The sequence below is a fragment of the Nocardia sp. NPDC005978 genome, assembly GCF_040614455.1.
GTDB lineage: Bacteria > Actinomycetota > Actinomycetes > Mycobacteriales > Mycobacteriaceae > Nocardia.
This window is the reverse complement of sequence record NZ_JBEXUS010000024.1, coordinates 1-22,172: the sequence shown is the minus strand read 5'-3', so window position 1 is coordinate 22,172 and position 22,172 is coordinate 1. Positions and strand designations below refer to the sequence as shown.

Sequence of the window (22,172 nt, the reverse complement as noted above, 5' to 3'; positions counted from 1 at the left end):
AGGTTATGGCCCGGATGGATTGGGCACGCCGTACCGCGCCCGCCTCGAACGCGCGAGCTGATCAGTCGCTCGATGGCGACACGTCGAGCGGTTCGGCTCGGCATTCTTGACGCTTCGTCGGAGAGCTACCTAGGGTGCCAGGGGTAGGTGCGAGCGCCTTCGTGCGGGCCGTGCACACGGTGAGGGGTGGGGATGCGAGCCGACAGCGTGCTGTGGCCGGACGGCTCGGCGGGAGTCGCCGAGATGGTCGTCGAGCCCGAGACCGTAGCCGATCTGAATCTTGACCAGGTGATCGCCGCGGTGCTGCGGGACGGGCACGAATACGAGCTCGACTCGGTGTTCAGGCGGCCGGTCCGGGACCTGGAGGTCGTACGGTATCGGCAGGAAGTCTTCGCGGACCTGGGAAGTGACGCCGTCCGCCGGGTCTTCGACGATTTCGCGGCCGGGATGCGACGCATGTGGCGGCGGCTCGCCGGCGCGGAGAAACTCACCCATCCCCTGCAGCAACAGCGGTGGCGGCTCGACGCCGCGGCCGAATACGTCACGGCGGTCGCGCACATGGCCGCGGAGCTGGCGGACCTCGAGCTGACCTCGCGGGCACTGCGGCGGTGGCGGGCATTCCTCGACTTCTCGGTCGCGGGTTCGCAATTCGGCCGGCTCGCCGAGGATGTCCGGGAGGTGCAGCGGGCACTGGCCACGGTTCGATACAGCATTCGGCTCATCGACGGGACCGTCGAGGTGGGCGCGGCCGGTGACGACGCGGACTACAGCGCGACGGTCGCGGATCTGGTCTCCCGCTTCGGCGCCGGGCCGCCACCCGCGGTTCGACGGGCGGGTGAGTGGGCCGACATGAATCAGATGGAGGAACAGATCCTCGACCGGGTCGTGGCCCTGCGACCCGAGGCGTTCGCGCGGCTGACCGAATTCGCTGCCCGGCACCGGGATTTCGCCGACCTCGACGTCGTCACCTTCGATCGGGAAATCCACTTCTACCTGCTGTACCTCGACTTCGCCCGGGGTCTTGCCGCCGACGGCCGCACGATGTGCCTGCCGGAGTTGGCCTCCGGGCCCGCGGAAGTGCGCGCGGAGCGGGCTTTCGATCTCGCGCTGGCGAATCGCCGACGGGGTAGCGATCAGCCGTTGGTGTGCAACGACTTCCAACTGTCCGGGCCGGAGCGGATACTCGTGGTCACCGGCCCGAATCAGGGCGGGAAGACCACCTTCGCGCGCATGGTCGGCCAGCTCGCCTACCTCGCCGCACTCGGCTGCCCCGTGCCGGCTGCATCGGCTCGACTGCCCCTCCCGGACAGGCTGACCACGCATTTCGAGCGCGCCGAACAGGCCACCGATACCGATGGCCGCCTGCTGGCCGAGCTCGAACGGATGCGCGACACGCTCGAGCACGCCACCGCGGACAGCGTGATCGTCCTGAACGAGAGCTTCAGCTCGACGAGCACCGTGGACGGCGTGCGGATCGGCCTCGAGGTGCTGCGGCAGATCATCGCGCGAGGGTCGATCGCGGTGTGGGTGACGTTCTTCGACGAGCTCGCGCACGCGGGACCGGAGACGGTCAGCATGGTGGCGGTCACCGAGCCGGATGATTCGGCACAGCGCACGTTCCGGATCGTGCGACGGCCCGCCGACGGCAACGCCCACGCCGTGGTGCTGGCCGAACGATACGGGCTGACCTACGAGCGAGTGACGGCGAGGATCGCACGATGAGGGTCGATCTGCTGCAACCGGCCGGCGTGACGCCACGCATCGCGGCCAACGGCGACCGCGCGTTCGACGATCTCGGCATGGAGTCGCTGTACAGCGCCATGTCCGCCGGCGACCCGATCGTGCTGGAGGCCGTGCGCGCGATCGTGCCCGCGACCCTGATCGACCCGGAGGTGATTCGCTACCGCCAGGCCGTGCTCACCGACTGTCTGGCCCACCCCGCCGTGGTGCGCGAGCTCTACGCGATAGCGGTCGAGCCCACCGGGATTCGCCGCTGGCCGCTCGCCCCGGGACGTCAGAGCGGCGGCAAGATGCTGCTGTCGCTGCAACCGTTCACCGATCTGCTCTCGTGCCTGCGCAGGCTGCGCGCGCTGTGTGAGCGGAACGCGTCCGTGTTCGGCTCGGCCGGGCTCACCGGATTGGTCGCCGCGGTGAGCGAGCGGTTCGACGACGCCTATCTCGACACCGTCGAATCACACCTGGCCGCACTGTATTTCGAGAACGGCGTACACCTCACCGCCGGGCTCGGCGTCGGCAACAAGATCGCGGATATCGTCCTGCACGAGCCGGTGCGGCCGCGCCGCACCCGGTTCGGGATCGGGCGGCGTGCCGATCGCGCCTTCCGCCCCATCGAGGATCCCGAGGCCGCCGCGAACCCGGCGATGAATCCGATCAAGCAGTTACAGGACCGCGCGCTGGCCGAGGTCGCGGAGATCGTCGCCTACGCGGCCGACCACGTCCATGACTTCTTCCAGCGGCTGCGCACCGAACTCGCCTTCTACATCGGCTGTCTCGCGCTGCACGATCGGATCGACGCGGCGGGCTTGCCGACCTGTATGCCGGTCGTCCACGACGCGGGCAGGCCGCGGCTGCGCTGCGCGGGACTGCGCAATCTCGCTCTGTGCCTGTCCTCGGGCCGCGCGGTGGTCGGCAACGATGTGCGGGCCGATGACCGCACCCTGATCGTGGTCACCGGCGCCAACAACGGCGGAAAGTCCACGTTCCTGCGCGGTCTCGGCACCGCGCAGTTGATGATGCAGTCCGGCATGTTCGTCCTGGCCGATGCCTTCGAAGCCGATGTCCGCGACGGCGTTTTCACCCACTTCGTCACCGACGAGGACCGCACCATGACCCACGGCAAACTCGTGGACGAACTCGCCCGCATCAGCGCCATCGTCGACCGCATCTCCCCCGATTCCCTACTGCTGTGCAACGAATCCTTCGCCTCCACCAGCGAACGCGACGCGACCCGCATCGCGACGCCCCTCGTCGCCGCCCTCACCGAATCGGGCGTGAAGCTCGTGTTCGTCACCCATCTCTACGAATTCGCTCGCGCCCGCCACGCCGCCGCCCACTCCACCGACCTGTTTCTCCGGGCCGACCCGTTGCCCACCGGCGCCCGCACGTTCCACCTGAACCCCGCTCCGCCACAACCCGGCAGCCACGCGACCGAGATCTTTCACCGCGTATTCGACAGCGACGCACGCTGACCCGAATTCCCGCACGGAAAATGCCGGAGCACCTCATCGGTCGCTGCCGGCATTGAACCGCACCCGCCTACGCCTGAATCACTTCGATGTTCACCATCGCGTTGAAGGAATCGCAGCTGGCCCAGGACTGGTTCTGGCCGTACTGGGGCGGGCCGTACTTCCAGTAGGTGAACGGCACGGGCCAGGCGACGCAGGTGAGCTTCACCTGATGCCATGTCGGCAACTCGCAATTGGACATTCCGCCGGTATTGAATACGTTGTACACGTGGCAGTTGGCCTGCCACACCGGTACGTCCGCCTGTGCGGCGCCCCCACCGGCAAGAACGGTGCCCACGGCTGCGGTTGCAACAAATGCTCCGGCGGCAATCCGCTTCGCTGATAGCATTTCGACCTCCTGAATCGATGTTGTTTTGAACATCGCGTGGCGGGGTCGCACACGTTACTTATTCGCCGACGCGCTGAAAAACACCTATCTGACCGGCCATATGCAAATCTCGACTGGATTCGACCATTCTGTGCGGCGGTTCGGCCTCAAAATCAACTACGGAATTTCGGTAAATCAGTTGCCTGCCGGCACCAGCCATTCGACCATTCTCCCACCGCCGCGATATTCGGCCGAAGCGGGAGTGTTTCCTCGATCAGTCGAGGCGGGCGCGGAGCAGCGGCAGGCCGGGGCCTTCGAGGTCGGCCAGGGCTGCGGGGCGGGCGGCGATCGCCATGACGATCGCCTCGCCGGGGCCGGTCACTTCGGGTCCGGCGCCGTGCTGCCAGGGCAGGTCGGTGGCGGTGAAGCGGAGGCCACGGGTTCGGCGTCCGGGGCGGATGAAGGGGTCGGGATGGCGCAGGACCGAGAGCAGATGGGGAGCCGGGACGGCACGGGGCAGGGCGAGGGCTCGGCGGATGTCCTGGTGATGGATCAGGGTGTCGGCGAGCGCTATTCGGGGAACGGTGCGGGCGGCCAGACCGGATTCGATGGTGGCTTCGAACCGGGTCAGGAGTTCTTCGAGTGACAGTTCCCGCCCGCGGCGAACATAGTCGGCGTTCATCCGGTCGAAAGAGCCGCGCGCACGCACGGTTTCCAGAACATAGGTCAGCGGCGGGGTGGATTCATAGAGAAGGTGGGCAATGACGTCGCGTACTTGCCAACCGGCGCACAACGATTCGGTGGCCCACTGTTCGGCGGTGAGGGTGCGCAGCAGTTCGGCGAGGCTGCGGCGCTCGTGCGCGATCATCGCACGGGTTCGGGTTGCCATGGGCCTACTCAAGCACCCCACACGACCCAGCGGAACAAGGCGCGTGAGCGGGTCTCGCGGAATGCGCCAGCGCAGAAGTTCGGGACCGACAACCCACGCATTCGTCACGTGACCATCAAATCGGCACCTGCCCTGCCTGGTTCGGGAAGGGCAACGTCGTGCGATCCCACCTCCGCCGATTTCCACACACGGAGGTATAGTGATTCCTATACTTCCGGAATGGCCGACCAGGAGTGGGAGATCTACGTTGTGAACGAGGTCCGAGACTGGATCGAGGATCTGGACGAGCTGAGCTACAAGAGAGTGGTCGAAGCAATCGACGCGCTGTCCGATTTCGGTCCGGGGCTGGGCCGACCGCTGGTCGACACGATCAGCGGGTCCTCGTTTTCCAACTTGAAAGAGCTTCGGCCAGGCACTGTTCGGATACTGTTCGTGTTCGACCCGTGGCGAACGTGCATCCTGCTGGTGGCGGGCGACAAAGCGCGACGCTGGGCTTCCTGGTACCGCACCGCAATCCCCTTGGCGGAGCAACGATATGAGCAGTACGTGAAGGATCGGCGAGAGGAAGAAGAGGGTCGGCGATGAGCGGATACTCTCGTTGGAAGGACATTCGGGGCGATTTTGTCGAGCGTGCGGGTGGCGAAGCCGCCGTGCAGGCCGGCAAGGAACAGCTTCTTGCGGAAATCGTGGGACATCGGCTGGCCGAGATCCGCAAGAGCCGCGGTTTCACCCAGCAGCAACTTGCCGTGCGTATGGGTGTGACCAAGGGCCGGATCTCACAGATCGAACGAGGTCATATCTCCGGTCAGGAGGTGCTCGCCCGATATGCGACGGCACTCGGGGGTCGGCTGCACCAGTCGATTCATTTCGACGATGGAGACGTTGCCGCCATTGCGTGACCGTTCCTGAGCTACGTGCCCTGCCTCATCGTTCGCGGCGGTACAGCCGCATGGTCAGCGGGCCGAAGACCGCCACCAGCGCCGCGCAGATCCCCAGCACCCGCGCGACCTCCGTTCCGGCCGGCATCCCGTGTATCAGCCCACGCACCGCCGTCACCAGCTGCGTGATCGGATTGACGTTCACGAACGCCTCGAGCCATCCGGGGAGGGTGGCCGGGTCGACGAACACGTTGCTGACGAAGGTCAGGGGGAACGTCACCAGGATCGCCAGGAACATCACCGACTCGGGGGTGCGGGCCAGCAGCGCCAGGGTGGTCCAGACCCACGACAGGCTCCATGCGAACAGCAGCACCAACCCCACCCCGGCCAGTAGCCCCGGCACCCCGGCCCCGGGCCGGAAGCCCAGCAGCACACCGACTCCCACGATGACGCTCGCGGCGATCACATAGCGCGCGACATCGGCCAGCAGCGCCCCGACCAGCGGGGCCGGCTGCCAGATCGGCAGGGACCGGAAGCGGTCGAACACCCCCCTGCCGATGTCGGCGTTGAGCGCGACCGCGGTCGACTGGGTGGTCATGGTGACGGTCAGGACGAGGATGCCGGGCAGGACGGTCTGCAGATAGTCGCCGGTCGAACCGGCCAGCGCACCGCCGAACAGGTAGGTGAACATCACCAGCATCATCAGGGGGAAGACCGTCACATCCGAAAGCTGGTCCGGCACATGCTTGATGCGCAGCATCGCGCGCCAGACGAAGGAGACGACGGCGGCGACGGCATCGGCGCGCGGCGGCCGTTCGATGGTCGAGAGTGCCGTCCGCAGCGGGCCGGCCGAATCGGTGGTCATTCCGGAATCTCCTCGCGGGCTTGCTCTTCGGCGGCGGTCAGGGCCAGGAACACCTCGTCGAGCGTGCTGTGCCCGGCGGCGGCTTTCAGTTCGGTCGTCGTGCCCTCGGTGATCACGCGCCCGTGGTCGATCACGGCGAGCCGATCGGCCAGACGGTCTGCTTCTTCCAGGTACTGGGTGGTGAGCAGCACGGTGGTGCCGGTGGTGGTCAGCTCCCGCACCACATCCCACACCGCGGTGCGGCTGCGCGGGTCCAGCCCGGTGGTCGGCTCGTCGAGAAACAGCAGATCGGGGGTGACGACGATGCTCGCCGCGATGTCGAGTCGCCGCCGCATGCCGCCGGAATAGCGTTTGGCCGGGCGGTCGGCGGCTGCTTCCAACCCGAAGGCGGCCAGCAGTTCCCGGGCGCGCTCGGCGGTGACTCGTCGCCGGTGTCCGAGCAACCTGCCCATCAGGACCAGGTTCTCCATTCCGGTGAGATCCTCGTCCACCGAGGCGTATTGGCCGGTCAGACTGATCCGCGAGCGCACGGCCGCGGGTTCGGCGGCCACGTCGTGTCCGAAGATCCACGCCCGCCCGCCGGTGGGTCGTGACAGCGTCGCGAGCATCCGAATCGTGGTCGTCTTCCCCGCGCCGTTGGGGCCGAGCACCCCGTAGACGCAGCCCGCGGGCACGGCCAGGTCGATCCCGTCGACCGCGACGGTATCGCCGAACCGCTTGCGCAGGCCCTCGGCGCGAATCGCGTATCGGGTCATGACATTTCCCCTTTCCGAACCAGCCCGCGCCGTCAGCCCTCGACCGCCGTCCGGCGCAGCCGCAGCACCTGATCGACGCCGAACACGCGCTGCCCCAGGCGTTCCGTGCGCGACTGATAGCGCGCGACCGACGCGGCCGGCACCAGCTCGGGTGAACCCACCCCGTAGGTCCGGCCTTCGTGGACGGCCTCGGCCCGGCCGGCGGCGAGCACGTTGCGCAGCCAGTCCGGCGAGGTGCCGTAGGGCAGCGAGATCAGGAAGTCATCCCCGGCTTCGGTGATCCCGACCGGGGTGGCATACGCCTTCCCGCTGGAGCGCCCGACGTGCCGGATGATCGAGGCGGACGCCCCGGGCTGCCCGGCGGATTTCATGACGCCCCGATTGGTGACCCGGCGATTGAACCGGCGGACCACGGCCAGCCCCGGCGCGTAGCCGGTCTGCATCACCACCACCAGGAACAGGAACCAGGCCAGCGCCAGCCCGATCGGCGTGCCCGCGGCTATCGCGATGAGAACCCACATGATTGCTCCCTTACGTTGTAAGTCGTACGCTTCCCAGCGAAACACTTACAATGTAAGGCTGTCAAGAGCGGGCAAACTTACGACGTACGGTAGGTTGGGAAACCATGGTCACCGAGCAACGACCCCGCCTGAGCCGGGGACAGATCCTGGACGCGGCCGTGGCCCGCGCCGATCGCGACGGCATCGAGGCCGTGACCATGCGCAGCGTTGCCACCGACCTCGGGGTCGAGGCCATGTCGCTCTACCACCACGTGGCGAACAAGGCCGAACTGCTCGACGGCATGGTCGAAGTCGTGCTCGACGCGATCAACGCGGCGGTCGGACCGGTGACCGCGAACTCCCCCGCCGAGTGGAAACCCGTGCTGCGCAGCCGAATTCTCACCGCCCGCGGCGTCCTGCTGACCCACCCCTGGGCGCCGGCGCTGATCGGCTCGCGCTCACCCATGACGCTCTCGATCATCGCGTACTTCGATTCGATCATCGGCCTGCTGCGCCTGGGCGGCTTCTCCTACGACCTGACCCACCACGCCATGCACGCGCTGGGCAGTCGCGCACTGGGGTTCACCCAGGAACTGTTCCAGCCGATGTCCGAAGAACACGAACGCGAAGGCGCCGCGACCCTCGCGACCATGGCCGATCGCTTCCCCAACATCGCGGGCATGCTCGCCGAGGATCCGGGCCACGACGACCAGAGCGCGACCCTGGGCTGGTGCGACGATCAGAGCGAGTTCGAGTTCGGCCTGGACCTGGTGCTGGACGGCCTCGAGCGACTACGTTCCTGATCGCGGGGCCTTGACGGTCCCCCGGCGCGGACCCGTCCGAAAGGTCATGAATAATGGCCCGCGCAACCCGCACCGCCTGACCGACCCGAAACAAGTTGCGCAGAAGCCGTTTTGACGCCCCGAGGGCAGTTCACGACAAACGCCGTGAACCCGGCATTCTGCGCGAGATTGTCATGCAGATGTGTCGCTATTCCACGGGTCCGTTCACCCGGCGGTGGTCGCGTCCCGTCATGCTCGTGTCGAGTCCGGCGACTCGAACAGCGACACCCAGGATGTGCAGCGACCGTGGTAATTGAGATGGCACCGCTTCGGCCGATGCGGACCGAGCCCGACTATCGGCCGCCCCGGGTCGCCGAGTCGGCCCCCATTCGGGGCAGCGAGTACGCGGTGCTCAAGCGACGCATGCGCGAGGCGCGACTGCTGGACCGGCGCTACGGGTACTACGCGATCAAGAGCGCGATCACCGGCGGCGCATTCCTCGCGGGCTGGGCGGCGTTCGCGCTGATCGGCGATTCCTGGTGGACGCTGGCGCCCGCGGTGTTGCTGGCCGTGGTGTTCTCCCAGATCGCGTTCCTCGGGCACGACGCCGGCCATCGGCAGATCTTCCGCACCCGCAGGGCCAATTACCTGTACGGCCTGATCGCCGGCAACCTCGGCATCGGCCTCAGCATCGGCTGGTGGACGAGCAACCACAACCGGCACCACGCGCATCCCAACACCGAGGGCGCCGATCCCGATGTCGGCGGCGTGCTCGCCTTCTCCGGCGGCCGGGCCGCGGCCGAACGCGGCTGGCGGCGTTTCATCTTCCGCTACCAGGCGTGGCTGTTCTTCCCGCTGCTGTTCCTCGAGGCGGGCAGCCTGCACTTCTCGAGCGTGCGCGCGTGCCTGCGCTGGCCGATCCCGCATCGTCGCTGGGAGGGCGCGCTACTGGCCGCGCACGCGATCGGCTACCTCTCGACGGTGTTCCTGGTGCTGCCCCCGGGCAAGGCGCTGGTCTTCATCGCGGTGCAGCAGGGCCTGTTCGGCTTCTACATGGGCTGCACGTTCGCGCCCAACCACAAGGGCATGGAGGTGTTCGAGGAAGGCGACACCACCGACTTCCTGCGCCGCCAGGTGCTCACCTCGCGCAACGTGCGCGGCGGCTTCTTCATCGACACCTTGCTCGGCGGACTCAACTACCAGGTCGAGCACCACCTGTTCCCATCCATGCCGCGGCCGAATCTGCGCCGGGCCCAGCCCATGGTCGCGGCCTTCTGCGCCGAGATCGCCGTCCCGTACGCCGAGACCGGTCTCTTCGTGTCCTACGCGCAAGCCATGCGCCATCTCGACGAGGTCGGACGGCAGGCCCGCCCGCTCGGTTGACCCATCACGCCCCCGCGGTTGACCCATCACGCCCCGCGACCTGGCGTGATGGTGCCCCCCGGATTTTCGGGGCAGGTTTTTTCACCGTTATGGGTGGTATGTCCGGAGCCCTTTTGTACACTCCCGCTGAAGTGAACATCGTTCACTTCAGTTTGGACCCGCTCCGCATACGCACGAGCCCGCACCCCCGATCCGGCAGCGCCGGATTCGATCCGCGGGCGATGAGAAGGCCAGGGAATACAGGTGTTCGGCAATAGCAAACGGTGGCTGTGTGCCACCGGGGTAGCACTCTCGGTCTCCATGACCGGGATCGCGGGGGCGGGGGCGGAATCCGCCTCCGGGGGGAAAGATCTGGTGGTACTCGGCGATTCGTTCTCCGCCAACGCGTGGGACTTCTTCGACGAGAGCAATACCTGCCTGCGGCACGGCGATACCGCCTGGCCCGCGCAGTTGGGCGGCCTGATGGGCGTGCACGGGACCGACCAGATGGTCAACACCTCGTGTCCCGGCGCGTCGGTCGACAGCGGTCCCGGCTGGACCATGGGCATGGAGGCCTCGAAAGCGGATAAGGCGGGCGCTTTCGGACCACGCACCAAACTGGTGACCCTGCAGTTCGGCCTCAACGACAAGTGGGGCGGCTCCGAGCAGACGCTCTGGAAGTCGCTGCCGACGTGCGTGTTCAACCTCGCCGAGGGCTGCGATCCCGACGCGGTGGCCCAGGGTCGCATGACCGACTTCAACGGCGTCTCGGGCAAGCTGCTCGCCGAGCGCATGAAGAACGCGGTGACCTACATCCGCTACTACGCGCCGAACGCCAAGATCGTCCTCGTCGGCTATCCGGAGCTGTTCACCCCGGGCACCAGCACGGTGTGCCTGAACATCCTCGGCGCGGCGCCGTTCATCCAGCCGCGCGGGCGCGCGGTGGTCGAGTACATGGACCGCATCGACAAGGCCCAGCGCGAGGCCGCGCAGCTGTTGAAGATCGAATTCCTCGACGCCCGCGCCCTCACCACCGGACACGGCCTGTGCTCGGAGGAGCCGTGGCTCAACGGCGTCTTCGACCCCCGGACCGACATCGACGGCCTGTTCTTCCACCCGTCCACCAAGGGCGATTCGGTGGTCGCCACCGCCCTCTACGAACGCTACGGCAAGTGAATTCTCGGGGTCGGCGCAGGCCGAAAACCACCCCGTAACAGGGTTGACAGCCATTAGCTATCGACCCGGAACACCGTATTGCCCTGCGGTTTTGGGGCTTGCGGGAACCGGATCTACAACGCTCGTTTCTCTTGTACACTCCCCGCTGAAGTGAACTTTTCACACTTCATTTTTCGATTCGAGGACTCTATGAAGATGCGTACCCCAGGTGTGTTCGTGATGCGTTCCGCGGCCGCGGTGCTCGGCGGAATGCTGCTCGTCGGCGGCGTCGCCGCGTGTGGCGACGACAAGGCCGACACCACCACCCCGTCCAGCACCACCGTGCCGGCCGCCACCACCACCCCCGCCGCGACCACCGCCCCGGCCGCCACCACCGAGGCCGCTCCGCAGCCGGCCGCGCCGGAGCAGCCCGCCCCCGAGCAGCCCGCCGCCCCCGAGCCGGTCGCGCCGCAGCCTGCCGCGCCCGCGCCCAAGCCCGCCCCGGAGACCAAGGCGCCCGAGAAGCCCGCGCCGCCCACCCTGGACGCCCCCGGCTTCGAGCCGCGCGCCGGCTACTGAGCCGAGGGATTCGGAGCTACTCAGGTGTCGGGAAACAGTGGACGGTGGTTGTGCGCCGCGGTAGTGGCGGCATCCACCGCCCTGACGGCGATTCCGGGAGCGCATGCGGCGCCTGCTCCCGAGGGCAAACCAATTGTCGTCCTTGGTGATTCGTTCACCGCGAATGTCTGGGACCCGCTGCCCACGAACGAGTGCCTGCGCGGGCCGACGGCATGGCCCGCGCAGCTGACCGGCAGGCTCGGCGCACGTGGCGCCGAGCAGGTCGCGGACATCTCGTGTCTGGGCGCATCGATCGACACCCCGCCGGGACACACGCTGACCCACGAGACGCGGGCCGGCGCCACGGCGGGGGCTTTCGGGCCCGCCACCAAACTCGTGACGCTGCAGTTCGGACTCAACGATCGCTGGGGCGGGTCGGACACGTCGCTGTGGGATGCGATGCGCGCGTGCGTCTTCGATCTCGCCGAAGGCTGCGGCACCGAGGCGGTCGCCGAGGGGCGCATGCCCGACGCGCAGGCCATCACGGGTGCGGCGTTCGCCGATCGTATTCGCAACGCGGTCACCTACATTCGCTACTACGCGCCCGCCGCGCGCATCGTGCTCGTCGGCTATCCCGAACTGTTCCGCGAGGAGCAGGAGACGGTCTGCCTGAACTTCTTCGGTGTCGTACCCTTCGTTCAGCCGCGAGGCCGCACCATCGTCGAATACCTCAACCGGATGGACCTGGCGCAGCGTGAAGCCGCCCGGGAACTGAACGTGGAGTTCTTCGACGCCCGCGCCGTGACCACCGGGCACGGATTGTGTTCGCCCGAACCGTGGGTCAACGGCGTCTTCGATCCGACCGTCAAGTTCGATGGCTTGCCGTTCCACCCGTCGCCCACCGGCGACGCCGTAGTCGCGAATGCGCTGTACGAAAGGTACGTCCGATGACCCGCCCACCCGAGGTCGTGCCTGCGGCGCAAGCCGGATCGACCGCTCCCCCAGTGCAATCCGCTGCCGCGGTGACGGCAGCGGATGCCGATCGGACTCGGCCCCCGCTGCCCTCGCTGACCGGCGCGCGCTGGTGGGCGGCGTTCGCGGTCTTCGTGCTGCACGCGCTGGTGTTCCTGCCGGTCTATCCGTTCCAGAAGTCGGAAACGTTCAAGACCATCCACCAGTGGATTCCGATGCAGCTGGGCGCGGCCGGCGTCACGTTCTTCTTCGTGCTGTCCGGGTTCATCATCTACTGGTCGGTCCGGCCCGGCATGTCCACGCGCGCGTTCTATCGGCGCCGGGTGCTCAAGATCTATCCGACCCACCTGCTGGCCGCGGCCGCGTTCATCGTCGCGGCCAGTGTGCCGCTGAGCCGCGTGGTGGTCTGGGTGCCCAACCTGCTGCTGGTGCACACCTGGGTGCCGAAGTGGACCACGGTCGGTGGACTGAACGTGCCCTCCTGGTCGCTGGCCTCGGAAGTGCTGTTCTACGCGACCTTCCCGCTGGTGCTGCCGCTGATCCGGCGCATCCCCACACGCCATCTGCTCCTGGCCGCGGGCCTGCTCATGCTCGGCATCGTGGCGCTGCACACCAGCTACTTCTTCTGGGTCGACGGATTCAAGGGCACGGCCAACGCCTTCGCCCCGCGTTTGGTCCCGGGCGACAACTCGCCGTACTACGAATTGCACGCCTCCCCCGCGTGGTTCGCCCAGCCCGACATCCCCGTCTCGCTGTCGTACTGGCTGAGCTACACCTTCCCGCTCTCGCGCCTGCCGGAGTTCTTCCTCGGCGTGCTCGCGGCCCGCATGGTGCTCGAGGGCAAGTGGCGCAACACGAGTATGGTGCTGCCCCTGCTCACCCTCGCCATCACCTACGCGGCAACCTGGGTCGTCCCGGTCAACTACAAGATGTCGGTACTGATGCTCGTGCCCATGACCGCGGTCGTCGCCACCATGGCCACCCGTGATCTGGCGGGCATCCGCGGCATCAACTCGCACCCGCGGATGGTCTGGCTCGGCAACGTGTCGTTCGCCTTCTACCTGATCCAGTTCCCCGTCATGGTGGTGATCACCCGATACCTCATCGGCGGCAAGCAGTTCGGGATTCTCGGCTGGGCCGGCTTCTCCCTGCTGAGCCTGGTGGTCGCGACGGCCATCGCGGCGGTGCTGTACCACTGGGTGGATCTGCCGATCATGAAGAATTTCGCCAGGCCCAAGCGCAAGCCGAAGCCGGATCCGGTGCCGGTCAGCTGATTCGGAGTACCGACGATGCCCGTCCGGGAAGTCTTCCGGGCGGGCATCGTCGTTTGCCGTGGGGTGTCGCGCGGTGTCTCGATCACCACACCGGCGCCGGTGCGGCGATCCGGCGTTTGAAGGTTCCGTGGAATCCCCAGGGGATGTGGTGGTCGAGCCAGGCGGTGGCCAGCGGCCCGCGCTCGAGATCGCGCGCGTCGAGGACGACGAGCTGGGAGCGGTCTTCGTCCAAATGGTGGTTCATGGCCAGCAGCCAGCCGTCGTCTTCGGCCGCGTCGCGGCTACGCGGGATGAACAGTGGTTCGCCGACCGAGCTGGGGCCGAGGTCGCAGCCGGTGGTCTCGCCGGTCTCGGTATCGACCTTGACCACGGAATTGAACAGCTTCGCCGGGCCGCCCTTGCCGGCGAAGTAGGTGTAGCGGTGTTTGCGGGTGCCCCGGCGCCAGTCGTACTGCGGGAACTCACCGGATCGGTCCGATATCTGATTCTCGATGATGCGGCCGTCCCTGGTGATCCGGTATTGCATGAGCGTGGAGTCCGGGTACTCGGGGATGCCGCGGTCGGTGCGATTGACCACCCCGGTCATGTTCCGTAGTTTGTCCCAGTCGGTTTCCAGGCGCGGGAGTTCGACGACGACATCGTCGCCGTCGTCGTAGGCGTTGGTGAAGTGGACGTGCAGCAGTGCCTCGTGCTCCACGATGCGGACGCGGCCGCCGTTCCTGGGGACCAGGACGAACCGGGTTCCCCTGTTGCGCTTGAATTCCAGAGAGTCGACGAACGAGGTCATCGACAGCGCGATCTTGGCGATGTTGGGCATGATCGGGTCCAGCACGAACACCATGTACTTCCGGGTCAATGCGAAGTCGTGGTTCCAGGGCAGATCCAGCATCGGGACCGTGGCGAGTTTGGTGAGCTTGCCGCCGCGGTCGATCCGGAACGTGCGGATGCGGGGTGTGGGGAGCAGGTCGAGGCCGAAGTTGTACATGTCGCCGGTGACGGGGTCCCACTTCGGGTGGGCGGAGAAGGCGCCGAGGTATCCGAGCTGACCATCGAAGTCGGTGCGCCCGAGGGTGTCCAGGGTTTCGGGGTCGATCCGGTGCGGGTTGCCGATCTCCCAGAGCGCGAGCAGTTCGTCGGCGTAGTTGACGATGTTGGTGTTGGCCACGTTCTCCGGCAACCGGCCGACGTTGGCGCAGAAGCCGCCCGGGATCTGATCCCCGACGCCACGGAATCGGACGGTGTTCGACTTCTGACCGTGCTCGAAGTGCCGGGTGCGCACGTAGCGGTTGCGGAATCGCACCGAGCGGCCGTCGAGGATGAACTGGGAGATCATCCCGTCGCCGTCGAAGATGTTGTGCAGCAGTGTGCGGCCGACCTGGTACTTGCCCGGGCCGATGCGGTAGAGGGTTCCGGTGAGGTCGGGGGGAAGGGCGCCGTCGATCCGGGTCACGTGGTAATCGTGCTCGTCAAGTAGCGGGGCTGTGACCTGCTGATAGGGCGTCAGGGCCCGGCCGGTTCGCGCTGTGGTCATCGCGGTTCTCCTTTGAACCAATTCTGATAACGCGCGTATTCTGCATACGAGCGTTATCAGAATGTAGGAGCCGATTACACTGCTGTCAATGTCTGAGGAGTCCCGTCCCTACGGCGGTGTGAGTGCGGCGGAACGCAGCTCCGCCCGCCGTGATCGGCTACTGGCCGCGGCGACCGCGGCGTGGGGAGAGTCGGGCATCACCGCGGTCACCGTGCGGGGCGTATGCAAGACCTCCGGCCTCACTCCGCGCTACTTCTACGAGCACTTTGCCAACCTCGACGAACTCCTGCTCGCGGTCGCGGACCAGGTCCGCGACGAACTGCTGGCCGCGATGGTGACTGCCGGACTGGCGGGCACCGGACCGGCCGAAACGCGTTTGGTCGCGGCGCTCGAGGCGTTCTTCGAAGCCGTGGCGAGCGACCCGCATCTACATCGCATCATCTCGAGCGACCCCAAAGGCATCGGCGCCCTCGCCCAGCGCCGCCGCGCCGTGGTCGACACCGTCGCCGACCTGGTCGTCGAATACGCCCCCGCGGCCCTGGGATTCGCCCCGGACCCGTCCCGGCTCCGCCGCGCCAGCCTGTTCATCACCGGCGGCGTCGACCAGATAATCGAGGAATGGTTGTCCGGTGCGATCACCATGACCGCCGCCGAACTCGCCGCCGACTGCGCGCGGATGTGCATGAACGTCCTCCAGCCACCGGCCCCCGCATCTCCCCGAACGTCGGAGTGGCTGGGCTAGGAGTCACGGGCCTCGGTTGGATGAATCTGCATAGGTACCGGCCGAATTCGAACCATCCCGAATTCGGCCGGCCCAACTAGGCGCACTACCCGGTGGCTGCGCCGAACCAGATCGGCAGGTGCGCGGCGAGATCCGCCTGCTCGGAACCGATCCATGCGACATGACCGTCGGGGCGCAGCAGCACGGCGGGCGCGTCGAGCTCGTCACTGGCATCCGAGACCAGGTCCACGCGATCGGCCCAGCCCGACACCGACAGCGTGCCGGTTTGATCGAGCAGCAGACCACGGCCCCGGCGCATGCGGCCGTAGAGGTGGCCGTTCTCCTTCAATTCGATGTCGTGCAAACGCTTTCCGAGCAGGTCGGGGCCGGGGCCGAAGTCGTAGCGGATGCCGATCGCGAGGATCATCTCGGTCAGATAGCGGTTCACATCCTCGAAGTCGAGCAGTCGTGCCACCAGCTTGCGCACGGCCTGCGGCCCCGGCTCCAGCAGCATCAGCTGCATTTGCGCGCGGGTGTTGCCGAGCACCTCGGCCGCGACCGGATGCCGTTCGGCGTGATAGGTGTCCAGCAGATTCTCCGGCGCCCAGCCGTTGACCGCCGCCGCGAGCTTCCAGCCCAGATTGAACGCGTCCTGGACGCCGAGGTTCAGCCCCTGTCCGCCGGTGGGTGGGTGAATGTGCGCGGCGTCGCCCGCCAGGAACACCCGTCCGGTGCGATAGCGCTCGGCCTGGCGGGTGGCATCGCCGAAGCGGGAGAGCCAGCGCGGCGAGTGCACGCCGAAATCGGTGCCGCCGGTCGCGATCAGCTGCGCTTTGAGCTCGTCCAGGGTCGGCGGCACCGAACGGTCCTCGGCGACCGCGGCGGCGGGGACCACGATCCGGTACACCCCGTCGCCCAGCGGCATTGCGCCGAAACGCAATTGGGTCTTGCGGACTTCGACCCCGATCTCGTCGATGTACTCCGGGGACGCGGTCAACTTCGCTTCGGCCAGCAGGGTGTCCACCGTGCCGGGTTCGCCGGGGAAGTCCACGCCGAGCAGTTTGCGCACGGTGCTGCGGCCGCCGTCGCACCCCACCAGGTACCGCGCCCGCAGACTCGTTCCGTCCGACAGTTCCACCCGCACCCCCTGCTCGTCCTGGTCGAGCCCGGTCACCGCGCAGCCGCGCCGCAGTTCGGCGCCGGATTCGAGGGCGTGCTCGGTGAGCAACCGGTCGGTGCGGGTTTGGGGAATGCCCAGGGTGTACAGGTGCGCGGTATCGAGCCCCTCGGGTGACGGCTTGGGAATGCCCGCGAAGAATCCGCCCACCGGATGCTTCGTGCCCTGCGCGAGAAATCGATCCAGCAGGCCACGCTGATCCATGATCTCGATACTGCGCGCGTGCAGCCCGAGCGAGCGCACGACGGGCGTCGGTTCGGGGTCCCTCTCGAGGACCACCACCTCCACCCCGTGCAGCCGCAATTCACCGGCGAGCATCATCCCGGTCGGCCCGCCGCCGGCCACGATCACATCAATCATGAACTCTCCGTTCCCTCGATCCACCTCGGCCGGCCGCTCCGCGCCGAGCGTTCCCGACTCCCCCGCGCCGTTCATCCGGAGATTCCACCTGCCGCGGAACCCCCGGGCGAAGCGGTGCGTGGATGCGTCGCGAAACCCGATTTCCGCAGGTACCGGCTTCGGCCGATGATTGTGCAGCATCACCCGGGCCTTGCCGCAAGCCCCGGGGTGAGCTATATATTGAAGTGGGGCAAGGATGATTTCTCTCCTTGCCCCCGCCCATGTCCGGGGTCGCGGACAGTCCTCTCCTGCAGATCCGGCTCGTCCTGTTCGGCGCGGTTCGCGCACCGGACAACGATCGAGCGCCCCGCTGTCGGCCGAGCAGGATCTGGCAACCATCCAATCCAGCAGACATGGCTGCATGCGGACGATGCCCACATCACCTCGACCCGTCTTCTCGTTCCGCCGGTCAGCCCGCTCGGCCGACATCGGCGCAGCGAGTGGTCGCCCGGGCGGATGCGCGATGCGATCGGATCGTGCCGAGTGGTCCTCGAGAGTGATGCGCGGATGCACTCCTTCGCCGGATGTGGTCGGCGAGCCGCGGTCATAGCGTGGAATGCGTGATCGAATGCGATGCCTTGACCAAGAACTACGGTGCGACAGTTGCGGTTTCGGAGCTGAGTTGCACAATCGAGCCCGGCCGGGTGACCGGCTTCCTCGGCCCCAACGGGTCCGGGAAATCGACGACCATGCGCATGATCCTCGGCCTCGACCGGCCCGGCCGGGGCACCGTGCTGATCGGCGGCCGGCCCTATCGCACCCTGCGTGAACCGTTGCGAACGGTCGGGGCGCTGCTCGATGCCCGCCGGGTACATCCGGATCGGCGCGCCCGCGATCACCTGACCATGCTGGCGCTGAGCAATGCGATTCCGAGCGCGCGCGTGGCCGAGGTGCTCGCCGTCGTCGGCCTGGGTTCGGTCGCGCGGCAGCGGGTGCGCGGGTTCTCCCTCGGCATGTTGCAGCGCCTGGGCATCGCCGCGGCCATTCTCGGCGATCCCGCGGTGCTACTGCTGGACGAACCCACCAACGGGCTCGATACCGAGGGCATTCGATGGTTGCGCGGCTTCCTGCGCGGGCAGGCCGGACAGGGTCGCACGGTGCTGCTGTCGAGTCATGTCATGAGCGAGATGGAGCTGGTGGCCGATCACCTGCTCGTGATCGGCGGCGGCAGATTACTGGCCGATGAACCCATGCCCGCGTTCATCGCCCGGAGCACGGCGGGAGCAGTCCGGGTTCGATCCGACGACAATGCCGCGCTGGCAAGGGCTTTCGCCCGCGCCGGAGTCGGCGCGGACCGGATCGAACCGGATGCCGAACACCGGCTGGTGATCCGGGACGTGCCCGCCGCCCGCGTCGGTGCGATAGCGGCCGAGGCCGGGGTGATCGTCTCCGAGTTGACCGAACAGCGGGCCTCGCTCGAGGATGTGTACACCGACCTGGTCACCCCGCACGGGCGTCATCGGCACCGGGTCGCCGGGGAGGTGGCGTGAATGTTGGCCGCACAGGTCCGTTCGGAGGCGCACAAGGTCCGATCGGTGCGGTCGCTCAGCGCGCTGCCACTGCTGACGACGCTGCTCGGCCCGGCGGTGGCGCTGCTGGTCGGGCTCACCGAAAGCCTGCGTCCGGACGATACGGTGCTCGGTGGGTCGCTGACCGGAGCCGGGCTGGGTCTCGCGCTTATCGGGGCGTGGGGCGCCTTGCTGGTGACCACCGAGTATTCGACGGGCACGCTGTGGGCGGTGCTGGCCGCCCGGCCCCGCCGCGAGGTGGTTCTCGCGGCCAAAACCCTTGTCGCGGTGCTCGTGGCGAGCATTGTCGGGACGCTGTCCGGCCGTCTGGCAATGGCTCTCGGCACGACGCTGCTCGATCCATCGAAATACGCTGCGGGCGATGCATTTCCGGCGCTGCTCGGGGTCGCGGCCTGCTATCCGGCGATGGCCTGCCTCGGGGTGGCGGCGGGCGTGGCATTGCGATCGTCCGCCGGCGCGGTCGCGCTGATGTTGTCGGTGGCCGTGCTGCCCGGGATCCTCGGTCCGCTGCTCGGCAGGGCCGGGCCGTGGGTGAGCGGGGCGAGTCCGTCGGCGGTCGTCGCGAAACTGGCACAGAGTTCGGACTCCGCGCCCGAGCTCCTGGGAACCCTGGGTGGCTGGGCCGCCCTGGCGGTGATGTTCGGATACTCGATGCTCGCGCTGGCCGGCGCGGGCGTGATGTTCGATCGGCGTGACGCATGAATCGATTCGCGAAGCCCGTTGTCCGGCAGTGGGGATGGCTCGTGGCGACGGCCGTGCTGACGATTCTGACCTTCGCGATAGTGCTGCACACCCTGCAATCCGATACCGGCCTGTCGAACCGGCAGGCCCTCGGGCTGGCCCTGGCGCAGGGGCTCGCGTTGCTGATCGCGGTGCGCGTACCGCACGCCGCCTGGGTGATCTCGGCCGGGGCGACGGCGCTGTGTTCGGTGTGGGTGGACGCGGGGTTGTGGGTGGACCCGATGTTCAACAGCCACCTTGCCGTGCTCGCGCTCATCGCGTTCGGCACGACACCGCGCATCGCGGCCGGGTACTGGTGTGTATCACTGGTTCTCGCCCTCGGGCTGACCCTGGCGCTACGCCCCCCGGACGCGGTTGCCGGGTCGATCGAGTTGGCGGTCCTGGCCGGTCTCGCCCTGGTGGCCGGCGGAGCGTCCCGCGCTCTGCTCGACACCAGGCGCACCCTGCGCCGCCAGCGCGATGCCGTCGACCGGGAGCGCGAACGCGGGGCCCTGCTCGAGGAACGCGCGCGTATCGCGCGCGAGCTGCACGATGTGGTGGCACACCATATGTCGGTGATCGCGATCCAGGCCGAAGCGATCCGGGTTCGCGACCCCGCGGCCGCGCCTTCCACCCTCGCCGGTCTCGACACCATTCGCGACAGCGCGGTGACCGCGCTCGGGGAGATGCGGCGCATCCTGGGTGTGCTGCGCTCCGGGGAGACCGGACTACTCCCCCAGCCCACCCTGACCGATATCGATGCCCTGATCGACTCGGTGCGCGCCGCCGGAACCCCCGTCGACTGCGCGGTGACCGGCGACCCCGCCGGATTGCCGCCCGGACTCGGTCTCTCCGCGTATCGGATCGTGCAGGAAGCTTCGAGCAATGCCCTGCGGCACGCCCCCGGAGCACCCTTGCGGATCGTGATCGACATCGCCCCGGAACGGATTCGCATCCGGATCGACAACGAGATCCGCCGCCATGCCGGCACCGCATCTGGGGCCGGGCAGGGTTTGCCGGGTATGCGTGAACGAGTCACACTGCTGGGCGGCACATTTCACGCCGCACCCGACGCGACCGGCATGTTCCGCGTCGCCGTTTCCCTCCCGATCGGAGAGCCGAAGCCATGACCGTTCGCGTGCTGGTGGCCGACGATCAGCGCCTGGTTCGCGAGGGCATCGCCGTCCTGCTCGACGCTCAGCCCGACATGGACGTCGTCGCGCTCGCCGAGGACGGCATGCGAGCGATCCACGAGGTCGAACACCATCGTCCCGACATCGTGCTGATGGATGTTCGGATGCCGGTCATGGACGGCATCGAAGCCACCCGCCGTATCGCTGCCGCGGCCCGGTCCACCCGCGTCATCATGCTGACCACCTTCGACCTCGACGAGTACGTCTACGCCGCATTGCGCGCGGGGGCGAGCGGCTTCCTGCTCAAAGAGTCCTCGGCCCAAGCGCTTTCGGACGCCGTCCGGGTGGTCGCGCGCGGCGACGCGCTGCTCGCGCCATCGGTCACCCGCCGCCTGCTCGAAGAGTTCGCCGCCCGGGCCGATCCCCCCGCCCCGGTGAAGAACCGCCTGGCGGGCCTCACGGGCCGGGAGATAGAGGTCCTCACTCTGATAGCGCGTGGCCGCTCCAACCTCGAAATCGCCGGAGATCTGGTCATTTCCGAACAGACGGCCAAATCCCACGTCAGCCGAATTCTCGACAAACTCCACCTGCGCGACCGAACCCAGGCCGCGATCTTCGCCTACGAAGCCCGGCTCGTCACGCCACGCTGATCGATCGACGCGCTAGCCGGGATTGTCGGCACAGGGACATCGGCCATCAGTCGCTCACCGGCCATGGTGCGCGCGACCAGCCCAAACTCGGCCCCCACCAGCGGGCTCGCCATATCTGCCCGGAATTCGGAGGATGCTACGGCTCCCTTGTCATAGCCGACACCGGGTGCAGGTTCGTGATCGCCATCCCAAGATCGGTGCGCAGGCGCGCCGCGACCAGGGAGCGGTGGCAGGCGCCGGCGTCGCGTTCGACGCAGAACAGCGCGACCGACGCGTCCGTGGGCAGCCCGGCCACGAGGGCGTCCAGGTCGAACGGGGTCAAGATTTCGCGGGTATAGCGCTCGGTGTATTCCGGGGCCAGGGCCACGCGATTGCGCTTGCCGACCCCGCGCCTGTCGTCCTCCCGGTATTGCAGCTGACGCAACTCGGTGGTCGGGGCGAGGTTCCGGATGTGCCGATACCCGATATCGGTTGCGGCGAGGGCGCTTTGGAGCCGCAGCGAATTCGCCCAGCTGTAGTCGGGACCGCGCACGCCTCGGCGCTGGCGCAGGTCCAGCAGCAGGGTCACGCCCGCGGTGGCGAGCGTGTCGAGGAAGGTCTCGGCGGTGAAGCCGTAGACGCCGATTGTCAGGATTCGTGTCATGGCGTACCCGAGTCGATCGGTGGCGCGCCGGTGGGTGCGCGCCAGGTTGATGTCGCCGCGGCCCGGGGGGGGGGGGGGGGGCGGCCCGCCCCCCCCCCCCCCCGGC

The 22,172-nt window shown here is 67.8% G+C and carries 22 protein-coding genes and 1 pseudogene; 15 read left to right on the top strand and 8 right to left on the bottom strand.

Going from position 1 to position 22,172, the window contains the following annotated elements; all coding sequences use genetic code 11:
• The first annotated feature begins 192 nt into the window (after nucleotides 1-192).
• Both ABZ319_RS13645 and ABZ319_RS13640 read left to right on the top strand, forming a co-directional pair.
• On the top strand, nucleotides 193-1,722 hold the full coding sequence (locus tag ABZ319_RS13645; protein WP_354986696.1) for a DNA mismatch repair protein MutS: 1,530 nt from the start codon (nucleotides 193-195) through the stop codon (nucleotides 1,720-1,722).
• Nucleotides 1,719-3,209 carry a DNA mismatch repair protein gene (locus ABZ319_RS13640; protein ID WP_354986695.1) on the top strand — a complete coding sequence of 497 codons (1,491 nt, stop codon included), beginning with the start codon at nucleotides 1,719-1,721 and terminating at the stop codon, nucleotides 3,207-3,209. Before ABZ319_RS13645 ends, ABZ319_RS13640 begins: the two co-directional genes overlap by 4 nt.
• Nucleotides 3,210-3,276: 67 nt before the next feature.
• Here ABZ319_RS13640 and ABZ319_RS13635 read toward each other — a convergent pair whose 3' ends face one another.
• Both ABZ319_RS13635 and ABZ319_RS13630 read right to left on the bottom strand, forming a co-directional pair.
• Nucleotides 3,277-3,594, bottom strand: coding sequence for a hypothetical protein (locus ABZ319_RS13635; protein WP_354986694.1), 318 nt, complete (start codon nucleotides 3,592-3,594; stop codon nucleotides 3,277-3,279).
• Nucleotides 3,595-3,847: 253 nt separating this feature from the next.
• Entirely contained in the window at nucleotides 3,848-4,462 is a 615-nt protein-coding gene (locus ABZ319_RS13630) for a maleylpyruvate isomerase family mycothiol-dependent enzyme (RefSeq protein ID WP_354986693.1), read from the bottom strand.
• A gap of 219 nt (nucleotides 4,463-4,681) precedes the next feature.
• Here ABZ319_RS13630 and ABZ319_RS13625 point away from each other — a divergent pair, with 219 nt between their 5' ends.
• On the top strand, nucleotides 4,682-5,047 hold the full coding sequence (locus ABZ319_RS13625; protein WP_354986692.1) for a type II toxin-antitoxin system RelE/ParE family toxin: 366 nt from the start codon (nucleotides 4,682-4,684) through the stop codon (nucleotides 5,045-5,047).
• A complete protein-coding gene (locus ABZ319_RS13620) occupies nucleotides 5,044-5,361 on the top strand; it encodes a helix-turn-helix transcriptional regulator (protein ID WP_354986691.1) in 318 nt (105 codons plus the stop codon). The genes ABZ319_RS13625 and ABZ319_RS13620 overlap by 4 nt, the downstream gene beginning before the upstream one ends.
• Before the next feature lie 25 nt (nucleotides 5,362-5,386).
• On the opposite strand, the gene ABZ319_RS13615 is transcribed toward ABZ319_RS13620, so the two are convergent.
• The 3 genes and pseudogenes from ABZ319_RS13615 to ABZ319_RS13605 form a co-directional block, all read right to left on the bottom strand.
• The gene (locus tag ABZ319_RS13615; RefSeq protein WP_354986690.1) at nucleotides 5,387-6,205 is read right to left on the bottom strand and encodes an ABC transporter permease; all 819 of its coding nucleotides are present in this window, start codon (nucleotides 6,203-6,205) and stop codon (nucleotides 5,387-5,389) included.
• 59 nt (nucleotides 6,206-6,264) lie between these two features.
• Nucleotides 6,265-6,960 (bottom strand): annotated as a pseudogene (locus ABZ319_RS13610) (ATP-binding cassette domain-containing protein); the annotation flags it as partial.
• 32 nt (nucleotides 6,961-6,992) lie between these two features.
• Nucleotides 6,993-7,481: a nitroreductase family deazaflavin-dependent oxidoreductase gene (locus tag ABZ319_RS13605; RefSeq protein WP_354986689.1), complete on the bottom strand. Its 489-nt coding sequence runs from the start codon at nucleotides 7,479-7,481 to the stop codon at nucleotides 6,993-6,995.
• Between the two features lie 104 nt (nucleotides 7,482-7,585).
• Here ABZ319_RS13605 and ABZ319_RS13600 point away from each other — a divergent pair, with 104 nt between their 5' ends.
• The 6 genes from ABZ319_RS13600 to ABZ319_RS13575 all read left to right on the top strand — a co-directional run bounded on the left by ABZ319_RS13600 (nucleotide 7,586) and on the right by ABZ319_RS13575 (nucleotide 13,563).
• Complete coding sequence (locus ABZ319_RS13600) at nucleotides 7,586-8,263, top strand: TetR/AcrR family transcriptional regulator C-terminal domain-containing protein (protein ID WP_354986688.1); 678 nt, start codon at nucleotides 7,586-7,588, stop codon at nucleotides 8,261-8,263.
• Between the two features lie 315 nt (nucleotides 8,264-8,578).
• Nucleotides 8,579-9,625 (top strand): acyl-CoA desaturase, encoded by a 1,047-nt coding sequence (locus ABZ319_RS13595; RefSeq protein WP_354986687.1) that lies wholly within the window; start codon nucleotides 8,579-8,581, stop codon nucleotides 9,623-9,625.
• A gap of 300 nt (nucleotides 9,626-9,925) precedes the next feature.
• A complete protein-coding gene (locus ABZ319_RS13590) occupies nucleotides 9,926-10,780 on the top strand; it encodes an SGNH/GDSL hydrolase family protein (RefSeq protein ID WP_354986686.1) in 855 nt (284 codons plus the stop codon).
• A gap of 195 nt (nucleotides 10,781-10,975) precedes the next feature.
• Nucleotides 10,976-11,338, top strand: a complete 363-nt coding sequence (locus ABZ319_RS13585) for a hypothetical protein (RefSeq protein WP_354986685.1) — start codon at nucleotides 10,976-10,978, stop codon at nucleotides 11,336-11,338.
• A gap of 63 nt (nucleotides 11,339-11,401) precedes the next feature.
• Entirely contained in the window at nucleotides 11,402-12,268 is an 867-nt protein-coding gene (locus ABZ319_RS13580; protein WP_354986684.1) for an SGNH/GDSL hydrolase family protein, read from the top strand.
• A 71-nt stretch (nucleotides 12,269-12,339) separates the two neighbouring features.
• Nucleotides 12,340-13,563: an acyltransferase gene (locus ABZ319_RS13575; protein WP_354986683.1), complete on the top strand. Its 1,224-nt coding sequence runs from the start codon at nucleotides 12,340-12,342 to the stop codon at nucleotides 13,561-13,563.
• Between the two features lie 82 nt (nucleotides 13,564-13,645).
• On the opposite strand, the gene ABZ319_RS13570 is transcribed toward ABZ319_RS13575, so the two are convergent.
• Nucleotides 13,646-15,094, bottom strand: coding sequence for a carotenoid oxygenase family protein (locus ABZ319_RS13570; protein ID WP_354986682.1), 1,449 nt, complete (start codon nucleotides 15,092-15,094; stop codon nucleotides 13,646-13,648).
• Nucleotides 15,095-15,182: 88 nt separating this feature from the next.
• Here ABZ319_RS13570 and ABZ319_RS13565 point away from each other — a divergent pair, with 88 nt between their 5' ends.
• The gene (locus tag ABZ319_RS13565) at nucleotides 15,183-15,836 is read left to right on the top strand and encodes a TetR/AcrR family transcriptional regulator (protein ID WP_354986681.1); all 654 of its coding nucleotides are present in this window, start codon (nucleotides 15,183-15,185) and stop codon (nucleotides 15,834-15,836) included.
• Between the two features lie 85 nt (nucleotides 15,837-15,921).
• Here ABZ319_RS13565 and rox read toward each other — a convergent pair whose 3' ends face one another.
• Nucleotides 15,922-17,352, bottom strand: a complete 1,431-nt coding sequence (rox, locus tag ABZ319_RS13560) for a rifampin monooxygenase (RefSeq protein ID WP_354986680.1) — start codon at nucleotides 17,350-17,352, stop codon at nucleotides 15,922-15,924.
• A 599-nt stretch (nucleotides 17,353-17,951) separates the two neighbouring features.
• Here rox and ABZ319_RS13555 point away from each other — a divergent pair.
• Genes ABZ319_RS13555 through ABZ319_RS13540 form a run of 4 tightly spaced genes read left to right on the top strand, consistent with a single transcriptional unit; the run spans nucleotide 17,952 to nucleotide 21,423 of the window.
• Entirely contained in the window at nucleotides 17,952-18,881 is a 930-nt protein-coding gene (locus ABZ319_RS13555) for an ATP-binding cassette domain-containing protein (protein ID WP_354986679.1), read from the top strand.
• On the top strand, nucleotides 18,882-19,622 hold the full coding sequence (locus ABZ319_RS13550) for a hypothetical protein (protein ID WP_354986678.1): 741 nt from the start codon (nucleotides 18,882-18,884) through the stop codon (nucleotides 19,620-19,622).
• Entirely contained in the window at nucleotides 19,619-20,770 is a 1,152-nt protein-coding gene (locus tag ABZ319_RS13545; RefSeq protein ID WP_354986677.1) for a histidine kinase, read from the top strand. The genes ABZ319_RS13550 and ABZ319_RS13545 overlap by 4 nt, the downstream gene beginning before the upstream one ends.
• Nucleotides 20,767-21,423 (top strand): response regulator transcription factor, encoded by a 657-nt coding sequence (locus ABZ319_RS13540; RefSeq protein ID WP_354986676.1) that lies wholly within the window; start codon nucleotides 20,767-20,769, stop codon nucleotides 21,421-21,423. The genes ABZ319_RS13545 and ABZ319_RS13540 overlap by 4 nt, the downstream gene beginning before the upstream one ends.
• Nucleotides 21,424-21,559: 136 nt before the next feature.
• Here the strand turns inward: ABZ319_RS13540 and ABZ319_RS13535 are convergent, their stop codons facing one another.
• Complete coding sequence (locus tag ABZ319_RS13535; RefSeq protein ID WP_354986675.1) at nucleotides 21,560-22,066, bottom strand: DUF488 domain-containing protein; 507 nt, start codon at nucleotides 22,064-22,066, stop codon at nucleotides 21,560-21,562.
• Between the last annotated feature and the right edge of the window lie 106 nt (nucleotides 22,067-22,172).

Excerpts from the sequence above, each read along its gene's own strand:
- ABZ319_RS13645 (WP_354986696.1), top strand. The coding sequence starts at position 193 with ATGCGAGCCGACAGCGTGCTGTGGCCGGACGGCTCGGCGGGAGTCGCC.
- ABZ319_RS13640 (WP_354986695.1), top strand. The coding sequence starts at position 1,719 with ATGAGGGTCGATCTGCTGCAACCGGCCGGCGTGACGCCACGCATCGCG.
- ABZ319_RS13635 (WP_354986694.1), bottom strand. The coding sequence starts at position 3,594 with ATGCTATCAGCGAAGCGGATTGCCGCCGGAGCATTTGTTGCAACCGCA.
- ABZ319_RS13630 (WP_354986693.1), bottom strand. The coding sequence starts at position 4,462 with ATGGCAACCCGAACCCGTGCGATGATCGCGCACGAGCGCCGCAGCCTC.
- ABZ319_RS13625 (WP_354986692.1), top strand. The coding sequence starts at position 4,682 with ATGGCCGACCAGGAGTGGGAGATCTACGTTGTGAACGAGGTCCGAGAC.
- ABZ319_RS13620 (WP_354986691.1), top strand. The coding sequence starts at position 5,044 with ATGAGCGGATACTCTCGTTGGAAGGACATTCGGGGCGATTTTGTCGAG.
- ABZ319_RS13615 (WP_354986690.1), bottom strand. The coding sequence starts at position 6,205 with ATGACCACCGATTCGGCCGGCCCGCTGCGGACGGCACTCTCGACCATC.
- ABZ319_RS13605 (WP_354986689.1), bottom strand. The coding sequence starts at position 7,481 with ATGTGGGTTCTCATCGCGATAGCCGCGGGCACGCCGATCGGGCTGGCG.
- ABZ319_RS13600 (WP_354986688.1), top strand. The coding sequence starts at position 7,586 with ATGGTCACCGAGCAACGACCCCGCCTGAGCCGGGGACAGATCCTGGAC.
- ABZ319_RS13595 (WP_354986687.1), top strand. The coding sequence starts at position 8,579 with ATGCGGACCGAGCCCGACTATCGGCCGCCCCGGGTCGCCGAGTCGGCC.
- ABZ319_RS13590 (WP_354986686.1), top strand. The coding sequence starts at position 9,926 with ATGACCGGGATCGCGGGGGCGGGGGCGGAATCCGCCTCCGGGGGGAAA.
- ABZ319_RS13585 (WP_354986685.1), top strand. The coding sequence starts at position 10,976 with ATGCGTACCCCAGGTGTGTTCGTGATGCGTTCCGCGGCCGCGGTGCTC.
- ABZ319_RS13570 (WP_354986682.1), bottom strand. The coding sequence starts at position 15,094 with ATGACCACAGCGCGAACCGGCCGGGCCCTGACGCCCTATCAGCAGGTC.
- ABZ319_RS13565 (WP_354986681.1), top strand. The coding sequence starts at position 15,183 with ATGTCTGAGGAGTCCCGTCCCTACGGCGGTGTGAGTGCGGCGGAACGC.
- rox (WP_354986680.1), bottom strand. The coding sequence starts at position 17,352 with ATGATTGATGTGATCGTGGCCGGCGGCGGGCCGACCGGGATGATGCTC.
- ABZ319_RS13550 (WP_354986678.1), top strand. The coding sequence starts at position 18,882 with ATGTTGGCCGCACAGGTCCGTTCGGAGGCGCACAAGGTCCGATCGGTG.
- ABZ319_RS13545 (WP_354986677.1), top strand. The coding sequence starts at position 19,619 with ATGAATCGATTCGCGAAGCCCGTTGTCCGGCAGTGGGGATGGCTCGTG.
- ABZ319_RS13540 (WP_354986676.1), top strand. The coding sequence starts at position 20,767 with ATGACCGTTCGCGTGCTGGTGGCCGACGATCAGCGCCTGGTTCGCGAG.
- ABZ319_RS13535 (WP_354986675.1), bottom strand. The coding sequence starts at position 22,066 with ATGACACGAATCCTGACAATCGGCGTCTACGGCTTCACCGCCGAGACC.